This window comes from Streptomyces sp. NPDC001156, assembly GCF_053598275.1.
On the sequence record NZ_JBSFJX010000025.1, the window covers coordinates 1 to 21,956 of the forward strand.

Here is a 21,956-nt window from a genome sequence, read left to right on the forward strand (position 1 = left end):
CGCGGGAGACCAGTGCATCCACCACCGTTCGGGATGCGCCAGTTGACCAGGACTGGGTACAAGACTCACTCCTGCTCACTGACTAGGAACGGTCGTCCTACGCTGGCCTTACCTGCCGGCGGCAACCGCTCGCGCCGTCGGCCGGGCGTCCTGACTGGTTCGAGACCTCCAGGCGCGTTCATGGCCGACAAGCCACTGGTTCGTCTGACCGGGGGCGGCCACAGGCGTGGGCGCGGCCGGACGTGGCGCGGATCGCCGGAGCGACCGCGCGATGTTTCGGTGCCCCGCATCGCATCGAGCCATTGCCCTCACCAAGAGCGGGCATAGGTCCCGCTTTTGGCCACGCATGGCGCCTGACCAGCACTCCGGTGCTGCGGCGCACCCGGAAGGGCTCGATCGCGGGACGACACCCCGGCGCCTATGGCGGCTCTCGGAATCACCTATGGCGAAGACGGAATCCCGTACGTCAGCGCGCGCTTTCGACCCGTGTCAGCTCGCGAACGAGGTGACGGGACAGCGGACGCGGCACGGTCGTGCTCGCTGACCCTGGAGATTCGATACGAAGGATGGACCTCATGGGTTCTCTTGCTCTGACCGGACGCGTGGCGCTGGTGACCGGGGCGACCAGCGGGATCGGTGCCGCCACCGCGACCCTGCTCGCCGAGCGCGGCGCACACGTGCTGGTCGCGGGCCGGGACCGCGCCCGCGGCGAGTCCGTGGTCGGCACCATCCGGGACCGGGGTGGGCGGGCGGACTTCGTCGCCGCCGATCTGCGCACCGCTCAGGGGGCGCGGGACTTGGCCCGGGAGGCCGTCGCACTGGGCGGCGGCCGGGTGGACGTCCTGGTCAACAATGCGGGTATCTTCCCGTTCGGCCCGACGGACCAGACGCCGGAGGGCGATGTGGACGCCGTCTACGACCTGAACGTGAAGGCTCCCTTCCACCTGGTGGCGGCCCTGGCCCCGCCGATGGCCGAACGCGGGGAGGGGGCGGTCGTGAACGTGAGCACCATGGTCGCCGAGTACGGCGTGGCCGGCATGGCGCTCTACTCGTCCAGCAAGGCGGCGGTGAACCTGCTCACCAAGGCGTGGGCCGCCGAGTACGGTCCGCGCGGGGTGCGGATCAATGCCGTGGAGCCCGGCCCGACGCGTACCGAGGGCACCGCCGGTATGGATGAGGACCTCGACGCACTCGCCGCACAGGCCCCGGCGGGCCGCCCGGCCGCGCCCGAGGAGGTCGCCGAGGCGATCGCCTATCTGGCCGGCGACGCGGCGAGCTTCGTGCACGGGGCGGTACTGCCCGTGGACGGCGGTCGTACGGCCGTCTGACGAGCCCGGTGATGCCGGGCGGCGGCCATGGGGCCAGGGAAGGGCACCACGGCCGCCGCCCGGCCCGCCGCGGAGCCGGACGGGACCACGGGCGAGACCCCGTCAGAAGTAGTGGACGTCGCTGAGGTCGATGCCGACCATCAGGTGATCGCGGAGCGGACGCCCGTCGGGTCCCCGGCGGTACGCGCGGCGCTTGGTGGGCAATCTGATCCCGTCCGCTTCCGCGATGTCGTACATGTAATGGGCGGCCGCGAAACCACCCGCGATGTCGACATGGTAGTCGTGACGCCTGACCAGGAAGTCGTCACCGAAGTAGAAGTCCTGTTCCCTGCTGTGACTCTCGATCCCGTCCGGGAAGGAGACCCGCAGACCACGCCATGTCTCCGTCGGGGACTCGGCCCACGGCTCCTTCTCGTGAACTGCCATCCCGGGCATGAGCATGAAGAACGGAGTCGTCAGATACGTCCACAGGGCATACCCGTTGAAGTAGGCCCGGTCCAGCGGATCCCACGGAGTCTCGAACGTATGCCCCGCGAACCCCTTCCGGTGCTCGAAGCGTTCGGCCACGACAGATCCGTCGGCGCGCTCGATCGCGGTGCGGTCGGGGGTGAAGTCGCTGCGCTGATCGGGGCCGCCGAAGGGACGCACCGACGCGTGCTCCTCGTGCAGGCTCACGGTCATCTGCCGGGGCTGCGGGTCCTGGGGCATCCCCTTGGCCCTGAAGAGTTCCCCTTCACTGACGATCGTCGCGGTGCAGGTCGACAGTCGCCGCCACCGGTCGACGCCGCCGTGGGCTTCCAGGACTGCAGACAGCAGGTCGCTCATTCTCTCCTCCTCGGTCCACGGACCGGGGCGATCCGGGGACCGGCCGGAACCGTGTCGTGGCACCGGGTCCGGTCCGAAGTCGTCTCCACGGAAGTCTGGCGCACCCCCGCGGTCAGGATTCCCGCGCCACTCGGGGTTGCTCGGCCCATTGCGCCGACCGGGTGCACGGCGGGTCCGCGCCGGTCACCGGCTGCTCCGGTCAGCCGGACACCTCGAGGTCCGTGGGGCTGCCCGTCCCGCGCGCGGCCGGGCGCCTGACCGCAGTGCGAGGGCGTCACCGGCGGCCCGGACACGGCTCCGGCTCACGAACCGTCGTCCGTCTCCCGCACCAGCTCGATGGCCCTGGCCAGGGTGTCGAGCCGGGCCTGCAGCGACTCCCCCGCCGGGTAGAGGCGGACGGTGTCCACGCCTGCCTCACGCCACACCCTCAACCGTTGCCGCACCATGGCTTCGGTGCCGATCAGCGTCGTGCCCAGGACCATCTCGTCCGTCACCAGGCCGGCGGCACCGTCCCGGTCGCCGGACTGCCACCGCTCCCGCACCTCGGCGGCGATCTCGGCCCAACCCTGGCGGCTGTAGGCGTTGTTGTAGAAGTTGGTGGACGCGGAGCCCATGCCTCCCAGGCTGAAGGCCAGTTCCTTCTTGCGCGTCGCGGTCATCGCCCCGAGCGCCTCCTCGTCGGGCGCGAACGCGACCTCCGCCCCCTGGCAGATGTCCAGCTCCGCACGCCTACGGCCGCTTCGGGCAAGGCCGTTGTCGAGATGGGCGAAGTAGGCACCGGCCGCACCCTCGGGCACGAAGCTCGTTCCCAACCAGCCGTCGGCGACCTCCCCGGTCAGCTCCAGCATCGCCGGTGACAGCGCGGCCAGATAGACGGGGATCCGGTGCTCGGCGCGCATCGACAGGCGCATCGGGACCGCCTCGCCGCCCGGCAGCGGAATACGGAACTCGGCTCCGGAGTAGGAGAGTTTCCCACCGTCGAGGACCCGGCGCACGATCTCCACGGTCTCGCGCATACGCCTCAGGGGCCGGGCGAACGGAACCCCGTGCAGGCCCTCGATCACCTGGGGGCCGGAGGCGCCGAGACCGAGCAGGAACCGTCCGCCGGACAGATTCGACAACGTGATGGCGGTCTGTGCCACGACCGTCGGAGTCCGCGTCCCCACCTGCATGATGCCGGATCCCAGCAGCATCCGGTCGGTGCGCGCCGCGTAGTAGCCGAGCGCCGAGGGACCGTCGGAGCCCCATGCCTCGGCGACCCAGCACACGTCCAGGCCGAGCTTCTCGGCCTCCACGACGAAGTCGGTCTGCTCCGACCAGCGTTCACCGCCGGACGCCTCGATGGTGGTGGCGGTGCGCATCACTTCTCCGCCCGCTTCTTGATCTGCTCCAGGGTGGCGGTGATGTTCCGCTCGAACTCGCGCAGCCGCACGAACACGATCTTCTGCTCCTTCTCCGGCATCCGGTCGATGGCCAGGGAGAGACCGGAACGGCCCGGGCCCAGCTGCATCCATTCGGACAGCTCGGTGCCGCCGTCCTTGGGCCGGAGCCGAAAGCGCCAGACCGCTGAGGGGTTGGCCGGGTCCTCCACGGCCCAGGCGAGCGACAGCCCGGGTTCGCACTCGATGACGTGCGAGGTCGTCTGCCACTCCCCCAGCGCCTCATGCTTGCTACGCCCGACGAATCTGGCGCCCACGGCCGGCCCTGCCGCCCCGTCGAGCCACTCGACCGACTGGAGCTCCGCACTCATGGTCGGCATCAGCTCGATATCGCTCACCAGCGACCAGACCCGCGTCGGCGGGGCGTCGATCCAGGTCCGCACCTCGAGCGTGGGTGTGTCCGCGTAACGTGCGCCCGTCCACTCCAAATCGGCCAGCCTCCTCGCCATCGAGCAGTTGGCCCCAAGGGTTGCTTCACAAGACTTACCCTGTCAAGGACCGTGGGCGGCGGGTCCGTCAGTCGGCACCGAACCGGCGGCGCACATCCGCCCGTCGCTTGAGCCGTTCCGGATACCCGGGCCCCATGCGCATCGAGGTGTCCTCGGCCTCCAGCGGCTTCCGGCACACCGCGCAGACCACCTCGGCCCCGGTGTCGTGGCCGCACGTGTCGTGGTGGAACACCACGGGGACGCCTTCCTCCCCTGCCAGCCATCGATCGCCCCAGCGGGACATGGCGGCGAGGACGCCGAACAAGTCCCGCCCCTTCTGCGTCAGTACGTACTCGTGACGCCGCGGCTCGCTCTGGTAGAGCCGCTTCTCCAGGACACCCTCGTCCACGAGGTGACGCAACCGGTCGGTCAAGGTGTTGCGCGCGATGCCCAGCCCCTGCTGGAACTCGTCGAAGCGGCTGACCTCGTAGAACGCCTCACGCAGCACCAGCGGCGTCCAGCAGTCACCCAGGAGGTCCATGGTCCGCGCGATGGAGCACGGCCAGTTCTCGAAAGACGTCCGTTTCATGCACTCACCCTAGCGAGTCTCACCAAGAAACCCAGCTGATGATCAGGGCGGTGATCGGCGATTGCCCGCGTCTCCCGGGGTTCCGCGGGGCGAGGCACTCCAGTCCGGGGGCGGCACAAACGCCGCCGGCGGAGTGACGGCCGTCCGGGTGACGTCCGCACGGAGTACGGCAGGCCCGTACACCGCCGGTTCCCGCAGAAGTCCGGTCAAGGACAGGACGCTTCGCGAGCGGCACGGCCAGGGACGCTTCTCAACACGGCCGCGCGGGGGCGAGCGGTCATGACAGCCCGGGTCGAACGAGCCGTGTTAAGGCAGGAGCATGAGACAGTCCCGAATCGCCGTCCGTGTGTCCTCGCTCCTCCTCGCCGCCGCCTGGACCTTCACCGGGGCCACCACAGCACAAGCGGTCCCGCTGTCGGTGTCCAGGGGCTACGTGGCCCTCGGCGACTCCTACTCCGCCGGGGTCGGAGCAGGCGGCTACCTCGCCTCGAGCGGCGACTGCCTGCGCAGCAGCCGGGCCTATCCCGCCCAGTGGGCCGCGGCCCATTCGGTGTCGTCGTTCAGCTTCGCCGCGTGCAACGGCGCCCGGACGAGCGATGTGCTGGCCCGCCAGCTCGGTACCCTCAGCCGCCGCACCGGCCTGGTCAGCATCACGGTCGGCGGCAGCGACTCGGGCTTCGCCAAGGTCATGACGACCTGCGTGCTGCGCGGCACGACCGCATGCGTGACCGCCGCCGCCGAGGCACGCAGATACATGGACGCCAATCTCCCGGGCGACCTGGACCGTCTCTACCAGGCCATCAGGAGCAAGGCCCCCGCCGCCCACGTCGTGGTGCTCGGCTATCCGCATCTGTACCGGCTCAGCGGGATGTGTGCGATCGGCCTCTCCGACACCGCGCGGTCCGCCCTCAACAACGCCGTCGACCACCTCGACACAGTCACCGCCAAGCGCGCCGCCGATCACGGGTTCACCTTCGCCGACGTCCGCCGCTCCTTCACCGGACACGAGATCTGCTCGGCCAACCCCTGGCTGCGCAGCGTGAACCTGCTCGCCGTCACGGAGTCCTACCACCCCACCGACGTCGGGCAGTCCCGCGGTTACCTTCCCGTGTTCGCCGGCTCCGTCTGAGGCCCGTCGCCGGGCACGGCGGAGGCCTCCGCCGGCGACCTGACGCGACGGTGACTTCGCCGCTGCCGGTCATACCTGGTGACCGTCCGATCCCCTCCACGCCCGCCCGGCCCCCGCAACACCGCGGAGGCCGGGCGGAGTCACAGTCGTCCTAAGGTGTGTCCCCCTCCTCCAGGCCGCCACGATCCCCTCGTGGAGACGCGGCTCGCCGGCCGTCCGTCGCCCCATGGCCGTCGACCGCGCAGGTCGCGTGCCGGCCGCGCTGTCAGGTGCTTCGACGTGCGCTGCCCGGGGCCAGGGCCGGACGACGGTCGTCGGCCTGGCGAAGTTCGGCCAGCAACTCGGTCTGGCCGGCCAGCAGTTCCGTCAGGATCCGGCGAGCCGCGCGCAGGAGCTCCGCGACATCGCCGCCCGCGAGCGCGTAACTCACGGTGGAGCCCTCCCGTATGGACACCACGATCCCCGAACGGCGCAGTACCGCCAGTTGCTGCGAGAGGCTGGACGGTTCGATCTCGATCTCGCAGAGCAGGTCGCGTACGGGGACGGGGCCGTTCTGCAAGAGTTCCAGGACCCGGATCCGGACGGGGTGCCCGAGCATGCGGAAGAACTCGGCCTTGGCCTGGTAGAGGGGGACCTGCATGTTGAATCGCTCGCTCCCTGCCGCGTTCGGTGGGCGGTGTACCGGGTGCGGCGGCCCAATACGCGCCGCCGCGTGTGGTGTTGCGGACCGATCCTCGCCGTTCCTGCCCCGCACACCCAGGAGATTGGCCCGATCTGGATGTGCCCAGATGAAGAAATCTGCAAGTCGTCGGTGTGCGGAGGTACGGACGCACCGCCTGCCTACACCTCGAGCTCGGCCTCGATGCGTTTGAGCTGGTGGCGGGCCATGGCCAGGTTGGATTTCGCCCGGTCGAGGACGAGGTAGAGGAACAGTCCGTTCCCGCTGCGGCTCTTGCCGTTCGCCGGGTGACGGGCGGCGCACCCACGCGGCACCGTGATGTGCCGCTCGCGAAGCCATCGGACGGATCCTTGACCGTCGCTCGGCACTCCACGATCCTGTGTTGCACGACACGAGATGCGTGCCGCGATAAGCAACGCCCAACAGGGTCTCGTACCAGCCGAGGAGTGGCCATGACTCACCACGTCCGTGCTGTCGTCGCGCGGGGCAAGGGTTCCCCCGTGAGCCTGGAGACGATCGCCGTGCCCGATCCCGGCCCGGGCGAAGCGCTGGTGAAGATCGAGGCCTGCGGGGTCTGCCACACCGACCTCCACTACCGTGAGGGCGGCATCAGCGAGGACTTCCCCTTCCTCCTCGGGCACGAGGCGGCGGGTGTGGTGGAGTCGGTGGGCGAGGGCGTCACGGACGTCGTACCCGGCGACTTCGTGATCCTGAACTGGCGTGCGGTGTGCGGCCGCTGCCGTGCCTGTCTGCGCGGTCGGCCGTGGTACTGCTTCGACACGCACAACGCGCGGCAGAAGATGACCCTGCTGGACGGCACCGAGTTGTCGCCGGCCCTGGGCATCGGCGCCTTCGCCGAGAAGACACTCGTGGCGGCCGGGCAGTGCACCAAGGTGGACCGGGCGGCGTCGGCGGCCGCCGCCGGACTTCTTGGGTGCGGGGTGATGGCGGGGCTCGGCGCGGCGATCAACACGGGCAACGTCGGACGCGGCGACAGCGTGGCAGTGATCGGCTGCGGCGGCGTGGGGGGCGCGGCGATCGCCGGTTCGCACCTGGCGGGCGCATCGAAGATCATCGCGGTGGACATCGACGACCGCAAGCTGGCGACCGCAAGGAAACTGGGCGCGACCCACACGGTCAACTCCAAGGAGACCGATCCGGTCGAGGCGGTCCGCGGACTGACCGGCGGATTCGGGGCGGATGTCGTCATCGAGGCGGTGGGCCGTCCGGAGACCTACCGGCAGGCCTTCTACGCCCGCGACCTGGCCGGGACGGTGGTGCTGGTCGGCGTTCCGACTCCGGACATGAAGCTGGAACTGCCGTTGCTGGACGTTTTCGGCCGGGGCGGATCGCTGAAGTCCTCCTGGTACGGCGACTGCCTGCCCTCGCGTGACTTCCCCATGCTCATCGACCTCTATCTGCAGGGCCGCCTGGACCTGGACGCCTTCGTCACGGAGACCGTCGCGCTGGACGAGGTCGAGAAGGCCTTCGCGCGTATGCACCAGGGCGACGTACTGCGCTCGGTGGTGGTCTTCCCATGACGGGGGCCCGTAAGGAACGGCTCGTCAGCTCGGGGACGTTCACGCTGGACGGCGGCAGGCCGTACAGCGACTTCCCCACCGTCATCGGCGCCGAGGCTCACCAGTTGGATTAGCGAAGCGTAGTGAGCCTGTGGCGGAGTGCCACGCGCACGTCGGGCGCCCAGGCGACGTCGGGCACCCTCCTCGGTCGGGTCTTGCGGCCCGGTCGACCAGCGTCCGGAGGGACGTGCCACGCGGGCTGGCGGCTCCTGTCGTTCAGTACCAGGGCACGAAGGCGATTGGCTCCCAAGGCTGAGCAACGCTCAGGCTCGCTAGGCCAGTTAGAGACGCTCCACCCATTCAGGAGCGGATCGACCGCGGCTTCTGAACGCCCGGACGGCGGCACCTCTCGGCGCTTCACGGCGCCGGCCGGGGAGAGGGTGCCGCCTCACGGGGTGTCCCGTCGCCGTCCGGCTTCACGCCGGTGCGGTCTCGGCCTTCACGCCGATGGGGAGCCGGTCCAGGCCCAACCTGCGCGCCGGTGCGGGCGCTAGGAGCCTGTGCGCGCCCAACACCCCCGCTGGTGCGGGTCAAGCGCCCTCAGCTCAGCGAACGAGTCCCGGCCGCCGCGCCACCGCCGCGCCGTGCGGCGGACGGCCACGCTTTCCGCACCTACCTCCCGGCGCGATGGTTCCGCACGGACCCCGTGTTCTCGCCTCCTCACCGGATCGCCGGATCCCGTTTCGGCCTGCTCGCGCGGCTGGTTGGGACCCTTTGGCATGCGCCGGGAACGGTCGCCGGAGCCGGTTCAACCGGGCTCTTGGACGTCTTGACAAGGGTTTAGCGCCGCCCACAGACTGGCGTTGCGTCAATCGCAATCCGTTTCGCTATACGCACCGAGGTGTCATGATGATTCCCGCGTGCCGTCTCGCGGATCTGCCGCGAGGCGAGGCCTACCGGCTCGACATCGACCCGCCGGTCTCGGTGTTCCACACCGAGGACGGAGAGGTCTTCGCCATCGACGACACCTGCACCCACCAGGACGCCTCGCTCGCCGACGGCTGGCTGGAGGGCTGCGAGGTGGAATGCCCGCTGCACGCCTCCACGTTCGACCTGAGGACCGGTGCCGTCGGCGCCCCGCCGGCCAAGCTCCCGGTTCGCACCCACGAGGTCGTCGTCGAGGACGGCACGATCTACGTCCAGCTGTCGACGGATGCGCCCAACCTGCCGCCCTGCGTGGCTTCCCGTCTCGCCGGAGGCCCCGCGTGAGGACCGTGGCCGTGGTGGGCGCCTCGCTGGCCGGTCTCTCGGCGGCGCGCTCGCTGCGGAAGCGGGGATACGACGGCCGGCTGGTCGTCATCGGTGAGGAGCTTCACCGCCCGTACGACAGACCGCCGTTGTCCAAGGAGTTCCTGGCCGGTGCCATCGGCGAAGCGGATCTGGCGCTGGAGAGCGAGGACGAGGACCTGGACGCCCAGTGGGTGCTGGGTGCCCGCGCCATCGGACTCGACGGCAATCGGCGCTCCATCGGTCTCGCCGACGGCCGGGAGATACGCGCCGACGGCGTGGTCATCGCGACCGGCGCGGCCGCGCGCCGGCTGCCCGGCACCTCGGGACTGGCCGGAGTGCACGTCCTGCGCACCCTGGACGACGCCCGCACCCTGCGGGGCGAACTGGCCGCGGGCGGAAGGCTGGTGGTGATCGGCGGCGGGTTCGTGGGCGCCGAGGTCGCGTCCACCGCGCACGGCCTCGGACTCGAGGTGACGGTGGTCGAAGCGGCACCGGCACCGCTGGCCGGACCGCTCGGCGAGACCATGGGCCGCGTCGTCTCCGCCCTCCATGCCGACCACGGCGTACGGCTGTTGTGCGGTGTCGGCGTCAAGGGACTCAGCGGGGAGCGCCGGGTGGAGGGCGTGCTGCTCGAGGACGGCCGCGGGATTCCGGCCGACACCGTCGTCGTCGGCGTCGGCGCACGTCCGTGCGTGGACTGGCTGTCAGGCTCCGGTGTCGCGCTCGACGACGGCGTCACGTGCGGCGCCGACGGCCGCACCAGCCTGCCCGGGGTGGTGGCCGTCGGAGACTGCGCCGCCTGGTACGACCCACACGCCGGCCGCCATCGCCGCGTCGAGCACTGGACCGGCGCGCTGGAGCGGCCGGACATCGCCGTGGCGACGCTGCTGACCTCGGGTGCCGCCGAGACGGTCGCGCCCCGGCCGCCGTACTTCTGGTCCGACCAGTACGGCGTGAAGATCCAGTTCGTGGGTCACGCCGCCGGTGCCGACAGTGTGACGGTGGAGGAAGGAACCATCGGCGACCGTCGCTTCCTGGCCGTCTACCGGCGTGCCGGTCGGCCGGTCGCCGTGCTCGGGGTGAACCAGCCGCGGCTGTTCACCCGTTGGCGCAAGCGGCTCACGGCCGCCTCTTGACACCGACGGGGCGGCAACTCATGCTGCGTTGCACATGGCACGCAGCGTTGCCCCATACACAACGCCGCGCGAAGTCGCTCTTCTCTGCGCGTGACTGACCGATCCACGACGTTTCCCGAGGAGTGCACCGTGACCTCGACAGACCTGCCGGACAGCCTGATCGCCACCCTCCCCGGCTCCTGCTACACGGACCCGGGAATCTTCGCCCAGGAGCAGGAGCGCATCTTCGAGACGATGTGGTTCTGCGTCGCGCGCTCGTCCGACCTGCCGAAGCCAGGCGCCTTCCGGACCGTCGACGTCGGGCGCGAGAGCATCCTCGTCACCCGCGCCCGGGACGACTCCGTGCGCGCCTACTTCAACGTCTGCCGGCACCGCGGAGCCAAGCTCCGCACCGAGGGGGCCGGCGAGGTGAAGCGCGCCTTCCAGTGCCCGTACCACGCCTGGACCTACGACCTCGACGGCAGGCTCGTCGCGGCGCCCAATCTCAGCAAGATGCCCGATGTCGGCCGCACCGAGTACGGGTTGGTGAGCGTGGCCGTGCGCGAGTGGCTCGGCTATGTCTGGGTGTGCCTGGCGGAGAATCCGCCGTCCTTCGAGGAGGAGGTCGTCGGCGAGGTCATCGCCCGGCTGGGCGACGTGGAGTCGATCGAGCACTACGACATCGCGAACCTCGCGGTGGGCAAGCGGATCGTCTACGACGTCAAGGCGAACTGGAAGCTCATCATCGAGAACTTCATGGAGTGCTACCACTGCGCCACGATCCACCCGGAACTCACCGAGGTGCTACCGGAGTTCGCGGACGGCTACGCCGCGCAGTACTACGTGGGCCACGGCGCCGAGTTCGGCGAGGAGGTCCAGGGCTTCACCGTCGACGGCTCCGAGGGACTTCAGCGGATTCCCGGGGTGTCCGAGGAGCAGGACCGCCGCTACTACGCGATCACCGTCAAGCCGCAGGTATTCATCAACCTCGTACCCGACCACGTGATCTTCCATCGAATGTACCCGGTGGCCGTGGACCGCACGGTCGTGGAGTGCGACTGGCTCTACCTGCCCGGCGTCGTGGAGAGCGGAAAGGACCTCGGCCGGTCCGTGGAACTCTTCGACCGGGTCAACCGCCAGGACTTCGATGCGTGCGAACGCACCCAGCCCGGAATGAGCTCCCGGCTCTACGCCAAGGGCGGTGTACTGGTGCCCAGTGAGCACCACATCGGCGCCTTCCACGACTGGGTGCAGGAGCGTCTGGGCACCGGGCAGCCGCGCTGACCGGGCCGTGCGGTCACGGCCTCGCTCCTGAGCTCCCCGCAGCCGGGGCGCGCGGGCCGCTCAGCCCAGGTAGCCCATCCGGTGGCTGATCTCCTCGGCGCCCTTGAGCAGCACCGGAGCGAGCTCGTGCATCCGTTCCTCGGTGAACCGGTAAGAGGGTCCCGAGGCACTGATCGCCGCGACGACCTGCCCCTCCCGGTCGCGGATCGGCGCGGCCATCGCGTGCAGCCCGATCTCCAGCTCCTCCAGCGTCCAGGCATAGCCCCGTTCCCGGGCTTCGGCGAGATTCTTCTCCAGCTTCGTCTTCGCCGTCAGCGTGTGCGGGGTGACCTTCTTCAGGCCGGCGTCCGACAGCAGGGCGGCACGCTCCTTGGCGGGAAGATGGGCCAGCAGGATCTTGCCGCTCGAGGTGGCGTGCAACGGGGTCAGCTGGCCGACCCAGTTGTGCGCGGTGACGGCCGCCGGCCCGCGCACCTGGTAGAGGTTGATCGCGTACTGCTCCTGCATCACGGCGATGTTCACGGTCTCGCCGATCTCCTCGGCGAGACGCTCGCAGACCGGGCGTCCCTGCTGGGTGATGTCGATCCGCCCCGTGACGGCACCGGCCAGGCGTACGATGCCGAATCCGAGCCGGTACTTGCCGCGCTCGCCCGCCTGCTCCACCAGACCGCGCGCCTCCAGGGCGCCGAGCAGCCGGAACGCGGTCGACTTGTGAACATCGATCTCGGCGGCCACTTCGCTGACGCCCGCCTCGCCGCGCTGGGCCAGGATCTCGAGGACGCTGATGGCGCGATCGACGGACTGCACTCCGCCGGCCTGCGGACCTGTCGTTTCGGTATCCGGACTGTAGTTGCTCATGGCGAAACTATACGCGCAGTAAACAACGCCGACGCAAGTGATCGCCGACATGCTCAAGGGCCCGTCAAGTTGCGCTGAACGCAACCTAGTGCGCATAGCGCTACCCGTATTAGCATGCCTCGCGTATCGACGGCGCGAGCGAGACGAGGCACCATGGCTCCTCAGCAGTACGACTTCGTCATCGTCGGCGGTGGATCGGCCGGCAGCGCCCTTGCCAACCGGCTCTCGGCGGGGCCCCGAAACCGGGTGCTGGTGCTGGAGGCGGGCCGGCCCGACTACCCGTGGGACGTGTTCATCCACATGCCCGCGGCGCTGACCTACCCGATCGGCAGTCGCTTCTACGACTGGAAGTACGAGTCCGAGCCCGAGCCCCATATGGGCGGTCGGCGCATCTACCACGCCCGCGGCAAAGTACTGGGCGGCTCCAGCAGCATCAACGGCATGATCTTCCAGCGCGGCAACCCCATGGACTACGAGCGGTGGGCCGCCGATGCCGGGATGGAGACCTGGGACTACGCGCACTGCCTGCCGTACTTCCGGCGGATGGAGAACTGTCTCGCGGCCGGTAACGACGACGAGTTCCGCGGCCACGACGGCCCGCTCGTGCTCGAGCGCGGCCCCGCCGTCAATCCGCTGTTCACCGCCTTCCTCGAGGCCACTGAGCAGGCGGGCTACGCCCGCACCGACGACGTCAACGGGTACCGCCAGGAGGGCTTCGCTCCCTTCGACCGCAACGTGCACCGCGGGCGCCGTCTGTCGGCATCGAAGGCGTACCTCAAGCCCGCGATGAAACGGCCCAACCTCACCGTGAAGACCCGGGCGTTCGTCAGCCGGATCCTCTTCGAGGGCAAGCGCGCCGTCGGCGTCGAGTACCGGCAAGGGCGCGGCACACCGCAGCAGGTCCGCGCCCGCGAGGTCGTCCTGTGCGGCGGCGCCATCAACTCCCCGCAACTGCTGCAGCTGTCCGGGGTCGGCAACGCCGCTGAACTGGCCGCCCTCGGCATCGACGTGGTCCACGACCTGCCGGGCGTCGGGGAGAACCTCCAGGACCACCTCGAGGTCTACGTCCAGTACGCCTGCAGGCAGCCCGTGTCCGTGCAGCCGTACATGGCCAAGTGGCGTGCCCCCGTCATCGGACTGCAGTGGCTCTTCCGCACGGGCCCGGCCGCGACCAACCACTTCGAGGCCGGCGGCTTCGCCCGCAGCAACGAGGACGTGGACTACCCCAACCTGATGTTCCACTTCCTGCCCGTCGCGGTCCGCTACGACGGCTCCTCGCCGGCGGGCGGGCACGGTTACCAGGTGCACGTGGGGCCGATGTACTCCGACGCCCGGGGCTCCGTGAAGATCAAGAGCAGGGATCCGCTCAAGCACCCGGCACTCCGCTTCAACTACCTGTCCACCGCACAGGACCGCCGCGAGTGGGTCGAGGCCGTCCGCGTCGCGCGCCGGATCCTCGGCCAGCCGGCGCTCGCGCCGTACAACGACGGTGAGATCTCACCCGGACCCTCCGTGGAGACCGACGAGGAGATCCTCGCCTGGGTCGCCAAGGAGGGCGAGACGGCCCTCCACCCCTCCTGCACCTGCAAGATGGGCACCGACGAGATGTCCGTCGTCGACCCGCTGAGCATGAGGGTGCACGGACTGGACGGGCTGCGCGTCGTCGACGCCTCGGTGATGCCGTACGTCACGAACGGCAATATCTACGCACCGGTGATGATGGTCGCCGAGAAGGCGGCGGACCTCATCCTGGGCAACGAACAGCCGGCCCCGTCCAAGGCCGTGTACTACCGCCACCGCGACGCGCAGAAACAGGCCCGGTAGGCCTTGGGCGCCGAGGTACTGCGGACGTTGCTCGGCCGTGTCCGCTACGAGGTGCTGCCGGCCGCGACGACCGAGGAGAAGGTCCTCGCCCATCTACCGCGCGACGTCGTGGTCACCGTCACCGCGTCGCCGGTCAAGGGCCTGGAGCCGACGCTCGCCCTTACCGAGCGGTTCGCCGCGCACGGATACCGTGTCGTCCCGCACGTTCCCGCGCGGCTGCTGCGGGACGACGCGCATCTCAAGGATGTCGTCGACCGGTTGCGTGCGGTGGGCGTCGACGACGTGTTCGTCCCGGCGGGCGACGCCGATCCGCCAGCCGGGGTGTACGAGGGGGCGCTGCCGGTGCTGCGCACGCTGAGCCAACTGGGCAGGCCCTTCCCGGAGATGGGGATCACGGGCTATCCGGAGAGCCACCCCCTCATCCATGACGACATCACCGTCCAGGCGATGTGGGCCAAACAGGCGCACGCCACGTACATCGTCAGCAACCTGTGCTTCGATCCGCGCGTGCTCGGCGACTGGATCACCCGGATCCGCCGCCGCGGGGTCACCCTGCCCGTCCACGTGGGCGTCACGGGGCCCGTGCAGCGCGCGAAGCTGCTGTCCATGGCGACGAAGATCGGGGTTGGCGAGTCCACACGTTTCCTGACCAGGCACCCCTCGTGGTTTCTGCGGTTCGCCGCGCCCGGAGGGTACGACCCCGGAAGGCTCCTCGCGCGCGGCGCGGACGCGCTCACCGCGCCCTCGGCGGGAGTGGCCGGGCTTCACCTCTTCACGTTCAACCAGGTCGCGGAGACCGAACGCTGGCGCCGCGCCCTGCTCGACCGGTTGGGCGGCTGAGGTGGGCTGAACGGGGTCCGCGCGGCGCTCAGCGGAAGACCACCGTGCGGTTGCCGTGCACCATGACCCGGCTCTCGGTGTGCCACTTCACCGCGTGGGCCAGTACCTGCGCCTCCACGTCGCGGCCCACCGTGACGAGATCGTCGGGGTCGAGGGAGTGGTCCACCCGCACCACGTCCTGCTCGATGATCTGACCCTCGTCCAGGTCCGGCGTCACATAGTGCGCCGTGGCGCCGACCAGCTTCACGCCGCGCTCGTACGCCTGCCGGTAGGGGCGCGCGCCCTTGAAGCCGGGCAGGAAGGAGTGGTGGATGTTGATGGCCCGGCCTTCCAGTTCCTTGCACAGATCGTCGGAGAGGATCTGCATGTAACGGGCGAGGACCACGAGGTCGATGTTCAACTCCCTTGCCAGACCCAGCAGGCGAGCTTCGGCGTGGGCCTTGGTGTCCGCTGTCACGGGGATGTGGTGGAAGGGGATGCCATAGGTGTGCGCGAGGCCCTCGAAGTCCCGGTGGTTGGAGACGACGGCCGGGATCTCGATGTTGAGCGCGCCGGTGCGCCACCGGAAGAGCAGATCGTTCAGACAGTGCCCGAACCTGGACACCATGATGAGCGTCCGGGTCGGGGTGGAGGCGTGGCGCAGGGCCCAGGAGATCCCGTAGGCCTCGGCGACGGGGCCGAATCGGTAACGTAGATTTTCCAGGTCGACGTCCGGGTCGGAAACGTCGAAGTGGACCCTCATGAAGAACCGGCCCTGCAAACGGTCGTCGAACTGCCGGCTCTCCAGGATGTTGCCGGAGTTCCTGACGAGGAAGCCGCTCACGGCATGCACCAGTCCGGCGGTGTCGGGACACGAGAGGGTGAGGACGTACTCACGGCCGGGCTGCGGTCCAGGGGTCATTCGAGGTGCCTCCCTTGGTGCGTATTGCACAACCTGGTGAGCGATGCGCAACATGGTTGGGCCCTGCGAGGCACTCGGTCAAGTACGTCGGGGCAACTGCCCGGATGGCGAAATCGCAATCCACCAACCCCTTGACGTATGTCCGTTCATTCGGCCAAGGTGTTCCACCACCAGCAATTCAGTGCACGATGCGCAACGCATTCCGGTCGAAGGGCTCGGCGCGTGGCAGATCTGTATGTGGATGGAGAGTGGCGTGATCCGGCGGCCGGCGGCCACCGGGAGATCCGCTGTCCGGCCGACGGGACGCTCGTGGCGACGGTCTCCGAGGGCACGCGATCCGACACCGAGGCGGCGATCGCCGCGGCCCGGCACGCCTTCGACACCGGGTCCTGGCCGCACACCCCCGAGCGCGAACGGGGCGAACTCCTGCTGCGCACCGCCGACATCCTCGAACGCGACGCCAAGGAGTTCGCCCGCGCGGAGTCGCTGGACACGGGCAAGCGGCTGGTCGAGAGCGAGTACGACATCGCCGACGTCGTCTCCTGCTTCCGCTACTACGGCGGCATCGCCGGCACCGACGCCGGCCGCGTGGTGGACACCGGCCGCGACGACGCCCTCAGCCGCGTCACCTATGAGCCCGTCGGCGTCTGCGGACTGATCACCCCCTGGAACTACCCGCTGCTGCAGGCCTCTTGGAAGGTCGCCCCGGCCCTCCTGGCCGGCAACACCTTCGTCCTCAAGCCCAGCGAACTCACGCCCTCCACCTCTATCCTGCTGATGCGCGCCCTGCACGAGGCAGGGCTCCCGGCCGGTACCGCCAACCTCGTGCTGGGCGCGGGAGCCGAGGTGGGCGCGCCGCTCGCCGAGGACCCGGCCGTGGACATGGTGTCGTTCACCGGAGGCTTCGAGACCGGACGGCGCATCATGGCCGCTGCCGCAGCGACGGTGAAGAAGGTCGCGCTGGAACTCGGCGGCAAGAACCCGAACGTGGTCTTCGAAGACGCCGACTTCGAGACCGCCGTCGACTTCGCGCTCACGGCCGTCTTCCTGCACTCGGGCCAGGTCTGCTCGGCCGGGGCCCGGCTGATCGTCGAGGACTCCCTCCACGACGCCCTCGTCGACGAGGTCGTACGCCGGGCCCGGCTCATCCGCCTCGGCGGCCCCTTCGACCCCGAGGCGGAGAGCGGACCGCTGATCTCCGCGCAACACCGCGAGAAGGTCGAGGTGTATGTCGCGGCCGGCCTCGCCGAGGGCGCCGTACTGCGCTGCGGCGGCAGACGCCCGGACGATCCCGGGCTGGCGAACGGCTTCTACTACCCGCCCACCGTCCTCGACGAGTGCCGGCAGGACATGCGCGTGGTGCACGAGGAGTCCTTCGGCCCCGTGCTCACCGTCGAGCGCTTCCACGACGAGGACGACGCCGTCCGCATCGCCAACGACACGGAGTTCGGACTGGCCGGAGCCGTCTGGACGCAGGATGCGGGCAAGGCCCAGCGGGTCGCCCGGCGGCTGCGCCACGGCACGGTGTGGATCAACGACTACCACCCCTATGTGCCGCAAGCGGAATGGGGTGGCTTCGGGCACTCGGGCGTAGGCCGGGAGCTGGGACCGACCGGCCTCAACGAGTACCGCGAGCCCAAGCACGTCTGGCAGAACATCCAACCCCGGCCGCAGCACTGGTTCCGCGGCTGAACGCCGAAAAGAGGTCGACCGTGACCCCCACAGAGACCGAGGTGTCGCAGCGGCGCGGCACGCCCCAGGATTCGGACCGCACCCCGGTCATCTCCGTGCGCCGACTGTGGAAGGTGTTCGGGCCGAAGGCCGACCAGGTGCCGGGCTCCGAGGAGTTGTGCGGGCTGACCCGCCGTGAACTCATGGACCGCACCGGATGCACCGCCGCCGTGCGCGACGTCGACTTCGAGGTGTCGCCCGGCGAGGTCTTCGTCGTCATGGGTCTGTCCGGCTCCGGGAAGTCCACTCTGGTGCGCTGTCTGACCCGGCTGATCGAACCCACCGCCGGCGAGATCGTGTTCGAGGGCGAGGACATCCGCGGCGCCGACGCCAAGCGGCTGCGCGAGCTGCGGCGCAGCAAGTTCTCCATGGTCTTCCAGCACTTCGGCCTGCTGCCCCACCGACGGGTCGTCGAGAACGTGGCGTTCGGCCTGGAGATCCGGGGCATGGGCAAGGCCGAGCGCACCAAGCGGGCTCTGGAGGTCGTCGAACTGGTGGGCCTCGCCGGATACGAGAACTCCTATCCCGACCAGCTCTCCGGCGGTATGCAACAGCGCGTGGGCCTCGCCCGTGCCCTCGCCGGCGACCCCGACGTCCTCTTCTTCGACGAGCCGTTCTCCGCCCTCGACCCGCTGATCCGCCGTGACATGCAGAACGAGGTCATCCGGCTGCACCACGAGGTCGGCAAGACCATGGTGTTCATCACCCATGACCTCTCCGAGGCACTCAAGCTCGGCGACCGCATCCTCATCATGCGCGACGGCAGGATGGTCCAGTGCGGCACGGGCGACGAGCTCGTGGGCGCCCCGGCGGACGACTACGTACGGGACTTCGTCCGCGACGTGCCGCGCGGGGATGTGCTGACCCTGCGCTGGATCATGCGCCCCGCGGAGCCCGACGACGCCCTCGACGGTCCCGAACTCGGCCCGGACGTCGTCGTGCGCGAGGCCACCCGGGCAGTGCTGGCCGCCGAGAAACCGGTCAAGGTCGTCGAGAACGGCAAGCTGCTCGGCATCGTCGGCGACGAGGAGATCCTCGCCGTGGTCGCCGGGCAGGAAGGCGGTGCGTGATGGCCGTCGCCGCCGACGCGACCGCGCCGGTCGCGCCCCTGCGCAAGAAGGTCGGCCGCCCCGTCGTGGTGGCGGCGATCCTGATCGCCTGGCTGGTGCTGTTCGCCGTGCTGCGCGGCCGGCAGACGCTGTCCCTCGCCGCGGCCGACCTCACCGGTCTGCACCGCTGGCTGAACGACGTCAACGACACCATCGGCGCCAACCGCAACTCCAATCCGCTCTTCCTCTACTTCTTCAATGAGATCCGCCTGGTCATCGACAACCTGGTGACGTTCGTCCAGTCCCTGATCTCACAGCCCACAGGCACCCGCCCGGTCCCGCAGATCGGCTGGCTCGGTGTCGTGGGACTAGCCGGCTATGTCTCCTGGGCCGTAGGGAACTGGCGGGTCGCTCTCCTGGCCGTCGCCGGCTTCACGTTCTTCGGGCTGCAGGGCCTGTGGCAGGAGAGCATGGACACTCTGGCGCTGACCCTGTCGGCGGTGTTCGTGGCGCTGCTCATCGGCATCCCCCTCGGTGTGTGGTCCGGTCTCTCCGACCGGTTCAACCGGATCATGACGCCCGTCCTGGACTTCATGCAGACGATGCCGACCTTCGTCTACCTCGCCCCGCTGACCCTGTTCTTCCTCATCGGAGGGGCCTCCGCCACGATCACCACCGTGATCTACGCGGCTCCGCCCGCCATCCGCATCACCGCACACGCCATCCGCTCCGTGCCGCCGGCCACGGTCGAGGCGGCGGAGTCGATGGGCTCGACACGACGGCAGCAGCTGCTGAAGGTGTTGCTGCCGATGTCGAAGCGCACCGTGGTCATGGGCGTCAACCAGACCATCATGGCGGCCCTGGCCATGGTGACCATCGCCGCACTGATCGACGCGCCCGGCCTCGGCAAGACCGTCGTACAGGCCCTGCAGTCGCTCGACGTGGGAACCGCCTTCAACGCGGGGCTCGCCATCGTCGTCATGGCCATCGTCCTGGACCGGGTCACCACGGCGGCGGCCGGGCGTGCGGAGGCGGCGCGCCGCTCGGGCGGCCGTTTCCTGCGATGGCGCAGGCCGCTGCTGATCGCCGGTGCGGTCGTCACGGCGGTGCTGGTGTATCTGTCCCACACCTACGTATGGGCGGCATCCTTCCCGGGCGACGGCGGCACCGGCAGCGCCATCGCGAGCGCGGCGGACACGGCGACCACCTGGATGCAGGACCATGTGTCGGGCGTCACCAACGCCTTCCGCGACGCGCTCACCAACGGCCTGCTCAACCCCTTCCAGACGCTGCTCACGGACTCCCCGTGGTGGCTGGTGGGCGCCGCTCTGTGCGGGCTCGCCGCGGTGCTCGGCGGCTGGCGGGCCGCGGTGACCGCCGTCGTGTGCGTGGGGCTGCTCGTCGGTACCGGTCTGTGGTCGGACAGCATGACGACGCTGGCCTCGACCGTCGTCGCCACGGTCCTGGTGATGCTGCTCGGCGCCACCTTCGGCGTGTGGATGGGACGCAGCGCGCTGGTGGACCGGATCGTGCGGCCCACGCTGGACGCGGCGCAGGTCATGCCCCCGTTCGTCTATCTCGTGCCGTTCCTTGCGCTCTTCGGCGCCACACGTTTCACCGCGATCGTGGCGGCCGTCGTCTACGCGGCCCCCGTCGCCATCAAGATCATCGCGGACGGGGTGCGCAACGTTCCCGAGACGACCGTGGAGGCGGCCGCCTCCACCGGCTGCAACACCTGGCAGATCATCACCAAGGTCCAACTGCCGATGGCACGCAGTGCGCTGACCCTTGCCACCAACCAGGGCCTCATCTACGTGCTCTCGATGGTTGTCGTCGGCGGCCTGGTCGGTGCCGGCGCCCTCGGCTACGACGTCGTGGCCGGATTCTCGCAGGGAGAGCTGTACGGAAAGGGGTTGGCGGCGGGACTCGCCATCGTACTGCTCGGAGTCATGTTCGACCGGATCACTCAGGCTGCGGCGCGCCGCACCAGTGCGTAAGGAGCACGACAACCATGGCAAGACTCTGGCGAGCCGGCGCGGCCGGCCTGGCCGCTCTCGGCCTCACCCTGACGGCCTGTTCGGGGGCGAAGGTCGGCGACAGCTCCTCCGCCGGCTCGAAGAGTTCGGGCAAGTGCGGCACGTTCAACCTCGCCGTCAACCCGTGGGTGGGCTACGAGGCGGACGCGGCGGTCGTCGCGTACGTCGCGCAGCACGACCTCGGGTGCACGGTCGACAAGAAGGATCTCAAGGAGGAGATCGCCTGGCAGGGCTTCGGGACCGGCGAGGTCGACGCCATCCTGGAGAACTGGGGCCACGACGACCTGAAGAAGAAGTACATCACCCAGCAGAAGACCGCCACCGAGGCCGGGCAGACCGGCAACAAGGGCATCATCGGCTGGTACGTGCCGCCATGGCTGGCCAAGGCGCACCCCGACATCACCAAGTTCGAGAACCTCAACAAGTACGCCGACAACTTCAAGACCTCCGAGTCGGGCGGCAAGGGCCAGTTGCTCGACGGCGACCCGTCCTATGTCACGAACGACGCGGCGCTGGTGAAGAACCTGAAGCTGAACTTCAAGGTGGTGTACGCGGGGAGCGAGACCGCCCTCATCCAGGCCTTCCGGACCGCCGAGAAGAACAAGCAGTGGGTGATCGGCTACTTCTACGAGCCGCAGTGGTTCCTGTCCGAGGTGCCGCTGGTGAAGGTCGCTCTGCCGAAGTACACGACGGGATGCGACGCCGTCGCCGACAAGATCGCCTGCGACTATCCGGTGTACGACCTGGACAAGATCGTCAGCACCCGGTTCGCCAAGTCCGGCAGCCCCGCCTACAATCTGGTGAAGAACTTCAACTGGACGAACGACGACCAGAACACCGTGGCCAAGTACATCGCGCAGGACAAGATGTCCGACGATGCGGCGGCGAAGAAGTGGGTCGAGGCGAACCGCGACAAGGTCGACGCCTGGCTGAAGTAACCGCCCGCCTCCACCCGGAACCGTCCGGAGACGGTCCTGACGCACCCAGGAAGCACGCTGTTCTGCAGGGGAGTTGAAACGCGAGCAAGGTGACGGGCCACGGGGTGACCGGACCCGCGAAGAACCCCTCACGGGGCCCGGCAGGCTGCCAGT

The 21,956-nt window shown here is 69.5% G+C and carries 20 protein-coding genes; 12 read left to right on the forward strand and 8 right to left on the reverse strand.

What is annotated here, in order from left to right; translation table 11 throughout:
- Nucleotides 1-575: 575 nt before the first annotated feature.
- Complete coding sequence (locus ACWDA7_RS15365; protein ID WP_450604708.1) at nucleotides 576-1,328, forward strand: SDR family NAD(P)-dependent oxidoreductase; 753 nt, start codon at nucleotides 576-578, stop codon at nucleotides 1,326-1,328.
- 102 nt (nucleotides 1,329-1,430) lie between these two features.
- On the opposite strand, the gene ACWDA7_RS15370 is transcribed toward ACWDA7_RS15365, so the two are convergent.
- The 4 genes from ACWDA7_RS15370 to ACWDA7_RS15385 form a co-directional block, all read right to left on the reverse strand.
- Nucleotides 1,431-2,153 (reverse strand): hypothetical protein, encoded by a 723-nt coding sequence (locus ACWDA7_RS15370; protein WP_450604709.1) that lies wholly within the window; start codon nucleotides 2,151-2,153, stop codon nucleotides 1,431-1,433.
- Between the two features lie 302 nt (nucleotides 2,154-2,455).
- Nucleotides 2,456-3,514, reverse strand: a complete 1,059-nt coding sequence (locus tag ACWDA7_RS15375) for an LLM class flavin-dependent oxidoreductase (RefSeq protein ID WP_450604710.1) — start codon at nucleotides 3,512-3,514, stop codon at nucleotides 2,456-2,458.
- Complete coding sequence (locus ACWDA7_RS15380; protein ID WP_450604711.1) at nucleotides 3,514-4,020, reverse strand: SRPBCC family protein; 507 nt, start codon at nucleotides 4,018-4,020, stop codon at nucleotides 3,514-3,516. Before ACWDA7_RS15380 ends, ACWDA7_RS15375 begins: the two co-directional genes overlap by 1 nt.
- A gap of 88 nt (nucleotides 4,021-4,108) precedes the next feature.
- The gene (locus tag ACWDA7_RS15385; RefSeq protein WP_450604712.1) at nucleotides 4,109-4,609 is read right to left on the reverse strand and encodes a winged helix-turn-helix transcriptional regulator; all 501 of its coding nucleotides are present in this window, start codon (nucleotides 4,607-4,609) and stop codon (nucleotides 4,109-4,111) included.
- A gap of 319 nt (nucleotides 4,610-4,928) precedes the next feature.
- Between ACWDA7_RS15385 and ACWDA7_RS15390 the strand changes: the two genes are divergently transcribed.
- Complete coding sequence (locus ACWDA7_RS15390) at nucleotides 4,929-5,738, forward strand: SGNH/GDSL hydrolase family protein (RefSeq protein ID WP_450604713.1); 810 nt, start codon at nucleotides 4,929-4,931, stop codon at nucleotides 5,736-5,738.
- Between the two features lie 265 nt (nucleotides 5,739-6,003).
- On the opposite strand, the gene ACWDA7_RS15395 is transcribed toward ACWDA7_RS15390, so the two are convergent.
- Entirely contained in the window at nucleotides 6,004-6,378 is a 375-nt protein-coding gene (locus ACWDA7_RS15395) for an ArsR/SmtB family transcription factor (protein ID WP_450604714.1), read from the reverse strand.
- A 200-nt stretch (nucleotides 6,379-6,578) separates the two neighbouring features.
- Nucleotides 6,579-6,785, reverse strand: coding sequence for a hypothetical protein (locus ACWDA7_RS15400; RefSeq protein WP_450604754.1), 207 nt, complete (start codon nucleotides 6,783-6,785; stop codon nucleotides 6,579-6,581).
- A gap of 84 nt (nucleotides 6,786-6,869) precedes the next feature.
- On the opposite strand from ACWDA7_RS15400, the gene ACWDA7_RS15405 reads away from it, so the two are divergent.
- The 4 genes from ACWDA7_RS15405 (at nucleotide 6,870) to ACWDA7_RS15420 (ending at nucleotide 11,626) form a co-directional block, all read left to right on the forward strand.
- Complete coding sequence (locus ACWDA7_RS15405; RefSeq protein WP_450604715.1) at nucleotides 6,870-7,958, forward strand: S-(hydroxymethyl)mycothiol dehydrogenase; 1,089 nt, start codon at nucleotides 6,870-6,872, stop codon at nucleotides 7,956-7,958.
- Between the two features lie 885 nt (nucleotides 7,959-8,843).
- Entirely contained in the window at nucleotides 8,844-9,206 is a 363-nt protein-coding gene (locus tag ACWDA7_RS15410) for a bifunctional 3-phenylpropionate/cinnamic acid dioxygenase ferredoxin subunit (protein WP_450604716.1), read from the forward strand.
- Entirely contained in the window at nucleotides 9,203-10,363 is a 1,161-nt protein-coding gene (locus tag ACWDA7_RS15415; RefSeq protein WP_450604717.1) for an NAD(P)/FAD-dependent oxidoreductase, read from the forward strand. The genes ACWDA7_RS15410 and ACWDA7_RS15415 overlap by 4 nt, the downstream gene beginning before the upstream one ends.
- A 129-nt stretch (nucleotides 10,364-10,492) precedes the next feature.
- Nucleotides 10,493-11,626, forward strand: coding sequence for an aromatic ring-hydroxylating oxygenase subunit alpha (locus ACWDA7_RS15420; RefSeq protein ID WP_450604718.1), 1,134 nt, complete (start codon nucleotides 10,493-10,495; stop codon nucleotides 11,624-11,626).
- Between the two features lie 60 nt (nucleotides 11,627-11,686).
- Here ACWDA7_RS15420 and ACWDA7_RS15425 read toward each other — a convergent pair whose 3' ends face one another.
- Entirely contained in the window at nucleotides 11,687-12,484 is a 798-nt protein-coding gene (locus tag ACWDA7_RS15425) for an IclR family transcriptional regulator (protein WP_450604719.1), read from the reverse strand.
- A 153-nt stretch (nucleotides 12,485-12,637) separates the two neighbouring features.
- Here ACWDA7_RS15425 and betA point away from each other — a divergent pair, with 153 nt between their 5' ends.
- Nucleotides 12,638-14,308 (forward strand): choline dehydrogenase, encoded by a 1,671-nt coding sequence (gene betA, locus ACWDA7_RS15430; RefSeq protein ID WP_450604720.1) that lies wholly within the window; start codon nucleotides 12,638-12,640, stop codon nucleotides 14,306-14,308.
- A 3-nt stretch (nucleotides 14,309-14,311) separates the two neighbouring features.
- A complete protein-coding gene (locus ACWDA7_RS15435) occupies nucleotides 14,312-15,148 on the forward strand; it encodes a 5,10-methylenetetrahydrofolate reductase (RefSeq protein WP_450604722.1) in 837 nt (278 codons plus the stop codon).
- A gap of 28 nt (nucleotides 15,149-15,176) precedes the next feature.
- Here the strand turns inward: ACWDA7_RS15435 and purU are convergent, their stop codons facing one another.
- Complete coding sequence (purU, locus tag ACWDA7_RS15440; protein WP_450604723.1) at nucleotides 15,177-16,049, reverse strand: formyltetrahydrofolate deformylase; 873 nt, start codon at nucleotides 16,047-16,049, stop codon at nucleotides 15,177-15,179.
- Nucleotides 16,050-16,271: 222 nt separating this feature from the next.
- Between purU and ACWDA7_RS15445 the strand changes: the two genes are divergently transcribed.
- Genes ACWDA7_RS15445 through ACWDA7_RS15460 form a run of 4 tightly spaced genes read left to right on the forward strand, consistent with a single transcriptional unit; the run spans nucleotide 16,272 to nucleotide 21,803 of the window.
- Nucleotides 16,272-17,741 (forward strand): aldehyde dehydrogenase family protein, encoded by a 1,470-nt coding sequence (locus tag ACWDA7_RS15445; protein ID WP_450604725.1) that lies wholly within the window; start codon nucleotides 16,272-16,274, stop codon nucleotides 17,739-17,741.
- A gap of 20 nt (nucleotides 17,742-17,761) precedes the next feature.
- Nucleotides 17,762-18,850, forward strand: coding sequence for a betaine/proline/choline family ABC transporter ATP-binding protein (locus ACWDA7_RS15450; protein WP_432936287.1), 1,089 nt, complete (start codon nucleotides 17,762-17,764; stop codon nucleotides 18,848-18,850).
- Nucleotides 18,850-20,826 (forward strand): ABC transporter permease, encoded by a 1,977-nt coding sequence (locus tag ACWDA7_RS15455; RefSeq protein ID WP_450604727.1) that lies wholly within the window; start codon nucleotides 18,850-18,852, stop codon nucleotides 20,824-20,826. The genes ACWDA7_RS15450 and ACWDA7_RS15455 overlap by 1 nt, the downstream gene beginning before the upstream one ends.
- A 14-nt stretch (nucleotides 20,827-20,840) precedes the next feature.
- Nucleotides 20,841-21,803 carry an ABC transporter substrate-binding protein gene (locus ACWDA7_RS15460; protein WP_450604728.1) on the forward strand — a complete coding sequence of 321 codons (963 nt, stop codon included), beginning with the start codon at nucleotides 20,841-20,843 and terminating at the stop codon, nucleotides 21,801-21,803.
- Nucleotides 21,804-21,956: the final 153 nt, after the last annotated feature.

Excerpts from the sequence above, each read along its gene's own strand:
- betA (WP_450604720.1), top strand. The coding sequence starts at position 12,638 with ATGGCTCCTCAGCAGTACGACTTCGTCATCGTCGGCGGTGGATCGGCC.
- ACWDA7_RS15385 (WP_450604712.1), bottom strand. The coding sequence starts at position 4,609 with ATGAAACGGACGTCTTTCGAGAACTGGCCGTGCTCCATCGCGCGGACC.
- ACWDA7_RS15395 (WP_450604714.1), bottom strand. The coding sequence starts at position 6,378 with ATGCAGGTCCCCCTCTACCAGGCCAAGGCCGAGTTCTTCCGCATGCTC.
- ACWDA7_RS15370 (WP_450604709.1), bottom strand. The coding sequence starts at position 2,153 with ATGAGCGACCTGCTGTCTGCAGTCCTGGAAGCCCACGGCGGCGTCGAC.
- ACWDA7_RS15460 (WP_450604728.1), top strand. The coding sequence starts at position 20,841 with ATGGCAAGACTCTGGCGAGCCGGCGCGGCCGGCCTGGCCGCTCTCGGC.
- ACWDA7_RS15455 (WP_450604727.1), top strand. The coding sequence starts at position 18,850 with ATGGCCGTCGCCGCCGACGCGACCGCGCCGGTCGCGCCCCTGCGCAAG.
- ACWDA7_RS15365 (WP_450604708.1), top strand. The coding sequence starts at position 576 with ATGGGTTCTCTTGCTCTGACCGGACGCGTGGCGCTGGTGACCGGGGCG.
- ACWDA7_RS15375 (WP_450604710.1), bottom strand. The coding sequence starts at position 3,514 with ATGCGCACCGCCACCACCATCGAGGCGTCCGGCGGTGAACGCTGGTCG.
- ACWDA7_RS15390 (WP_450604713.1), top strand. The coding sequence starts at position 4,929 with ATGAGACAGTCCCGAATCGCCGTCCGTGTGTCCTCGCTCCTCCTCGCC.
- purU (WP_450604723.1), bottom strand. The coding sequence starts at position 16,049 with ATGACCCCTGGACCGCAGCCCGGCCGTGAGTACGTCCTCACCCTCTCG.
- ACWDA7_RS15405 (WP_450604715.1), top strand. The coding sequence starts at position 6,870 with ATGACTCACCACGTCCGTGCTGTCGTCGCGCGGGGCAAGGGTTCCCCC.
- ACWDA7_RS15410 (WP_450604716.1), top strand. The coding sequence starts at position 8,844 with ATGATGATTCCCGCGTGCCGTCTCGCGGATCTGCCGCGAGGCGAGGCC.
- ACWDA7_RS15425 (WP_450604719.1), bottom strand. The coding sequence starts at position 12,484 with ATGAGCAACTACAGTCCGGATACCGAAACGACAGGTCCGCAGGCCGGC.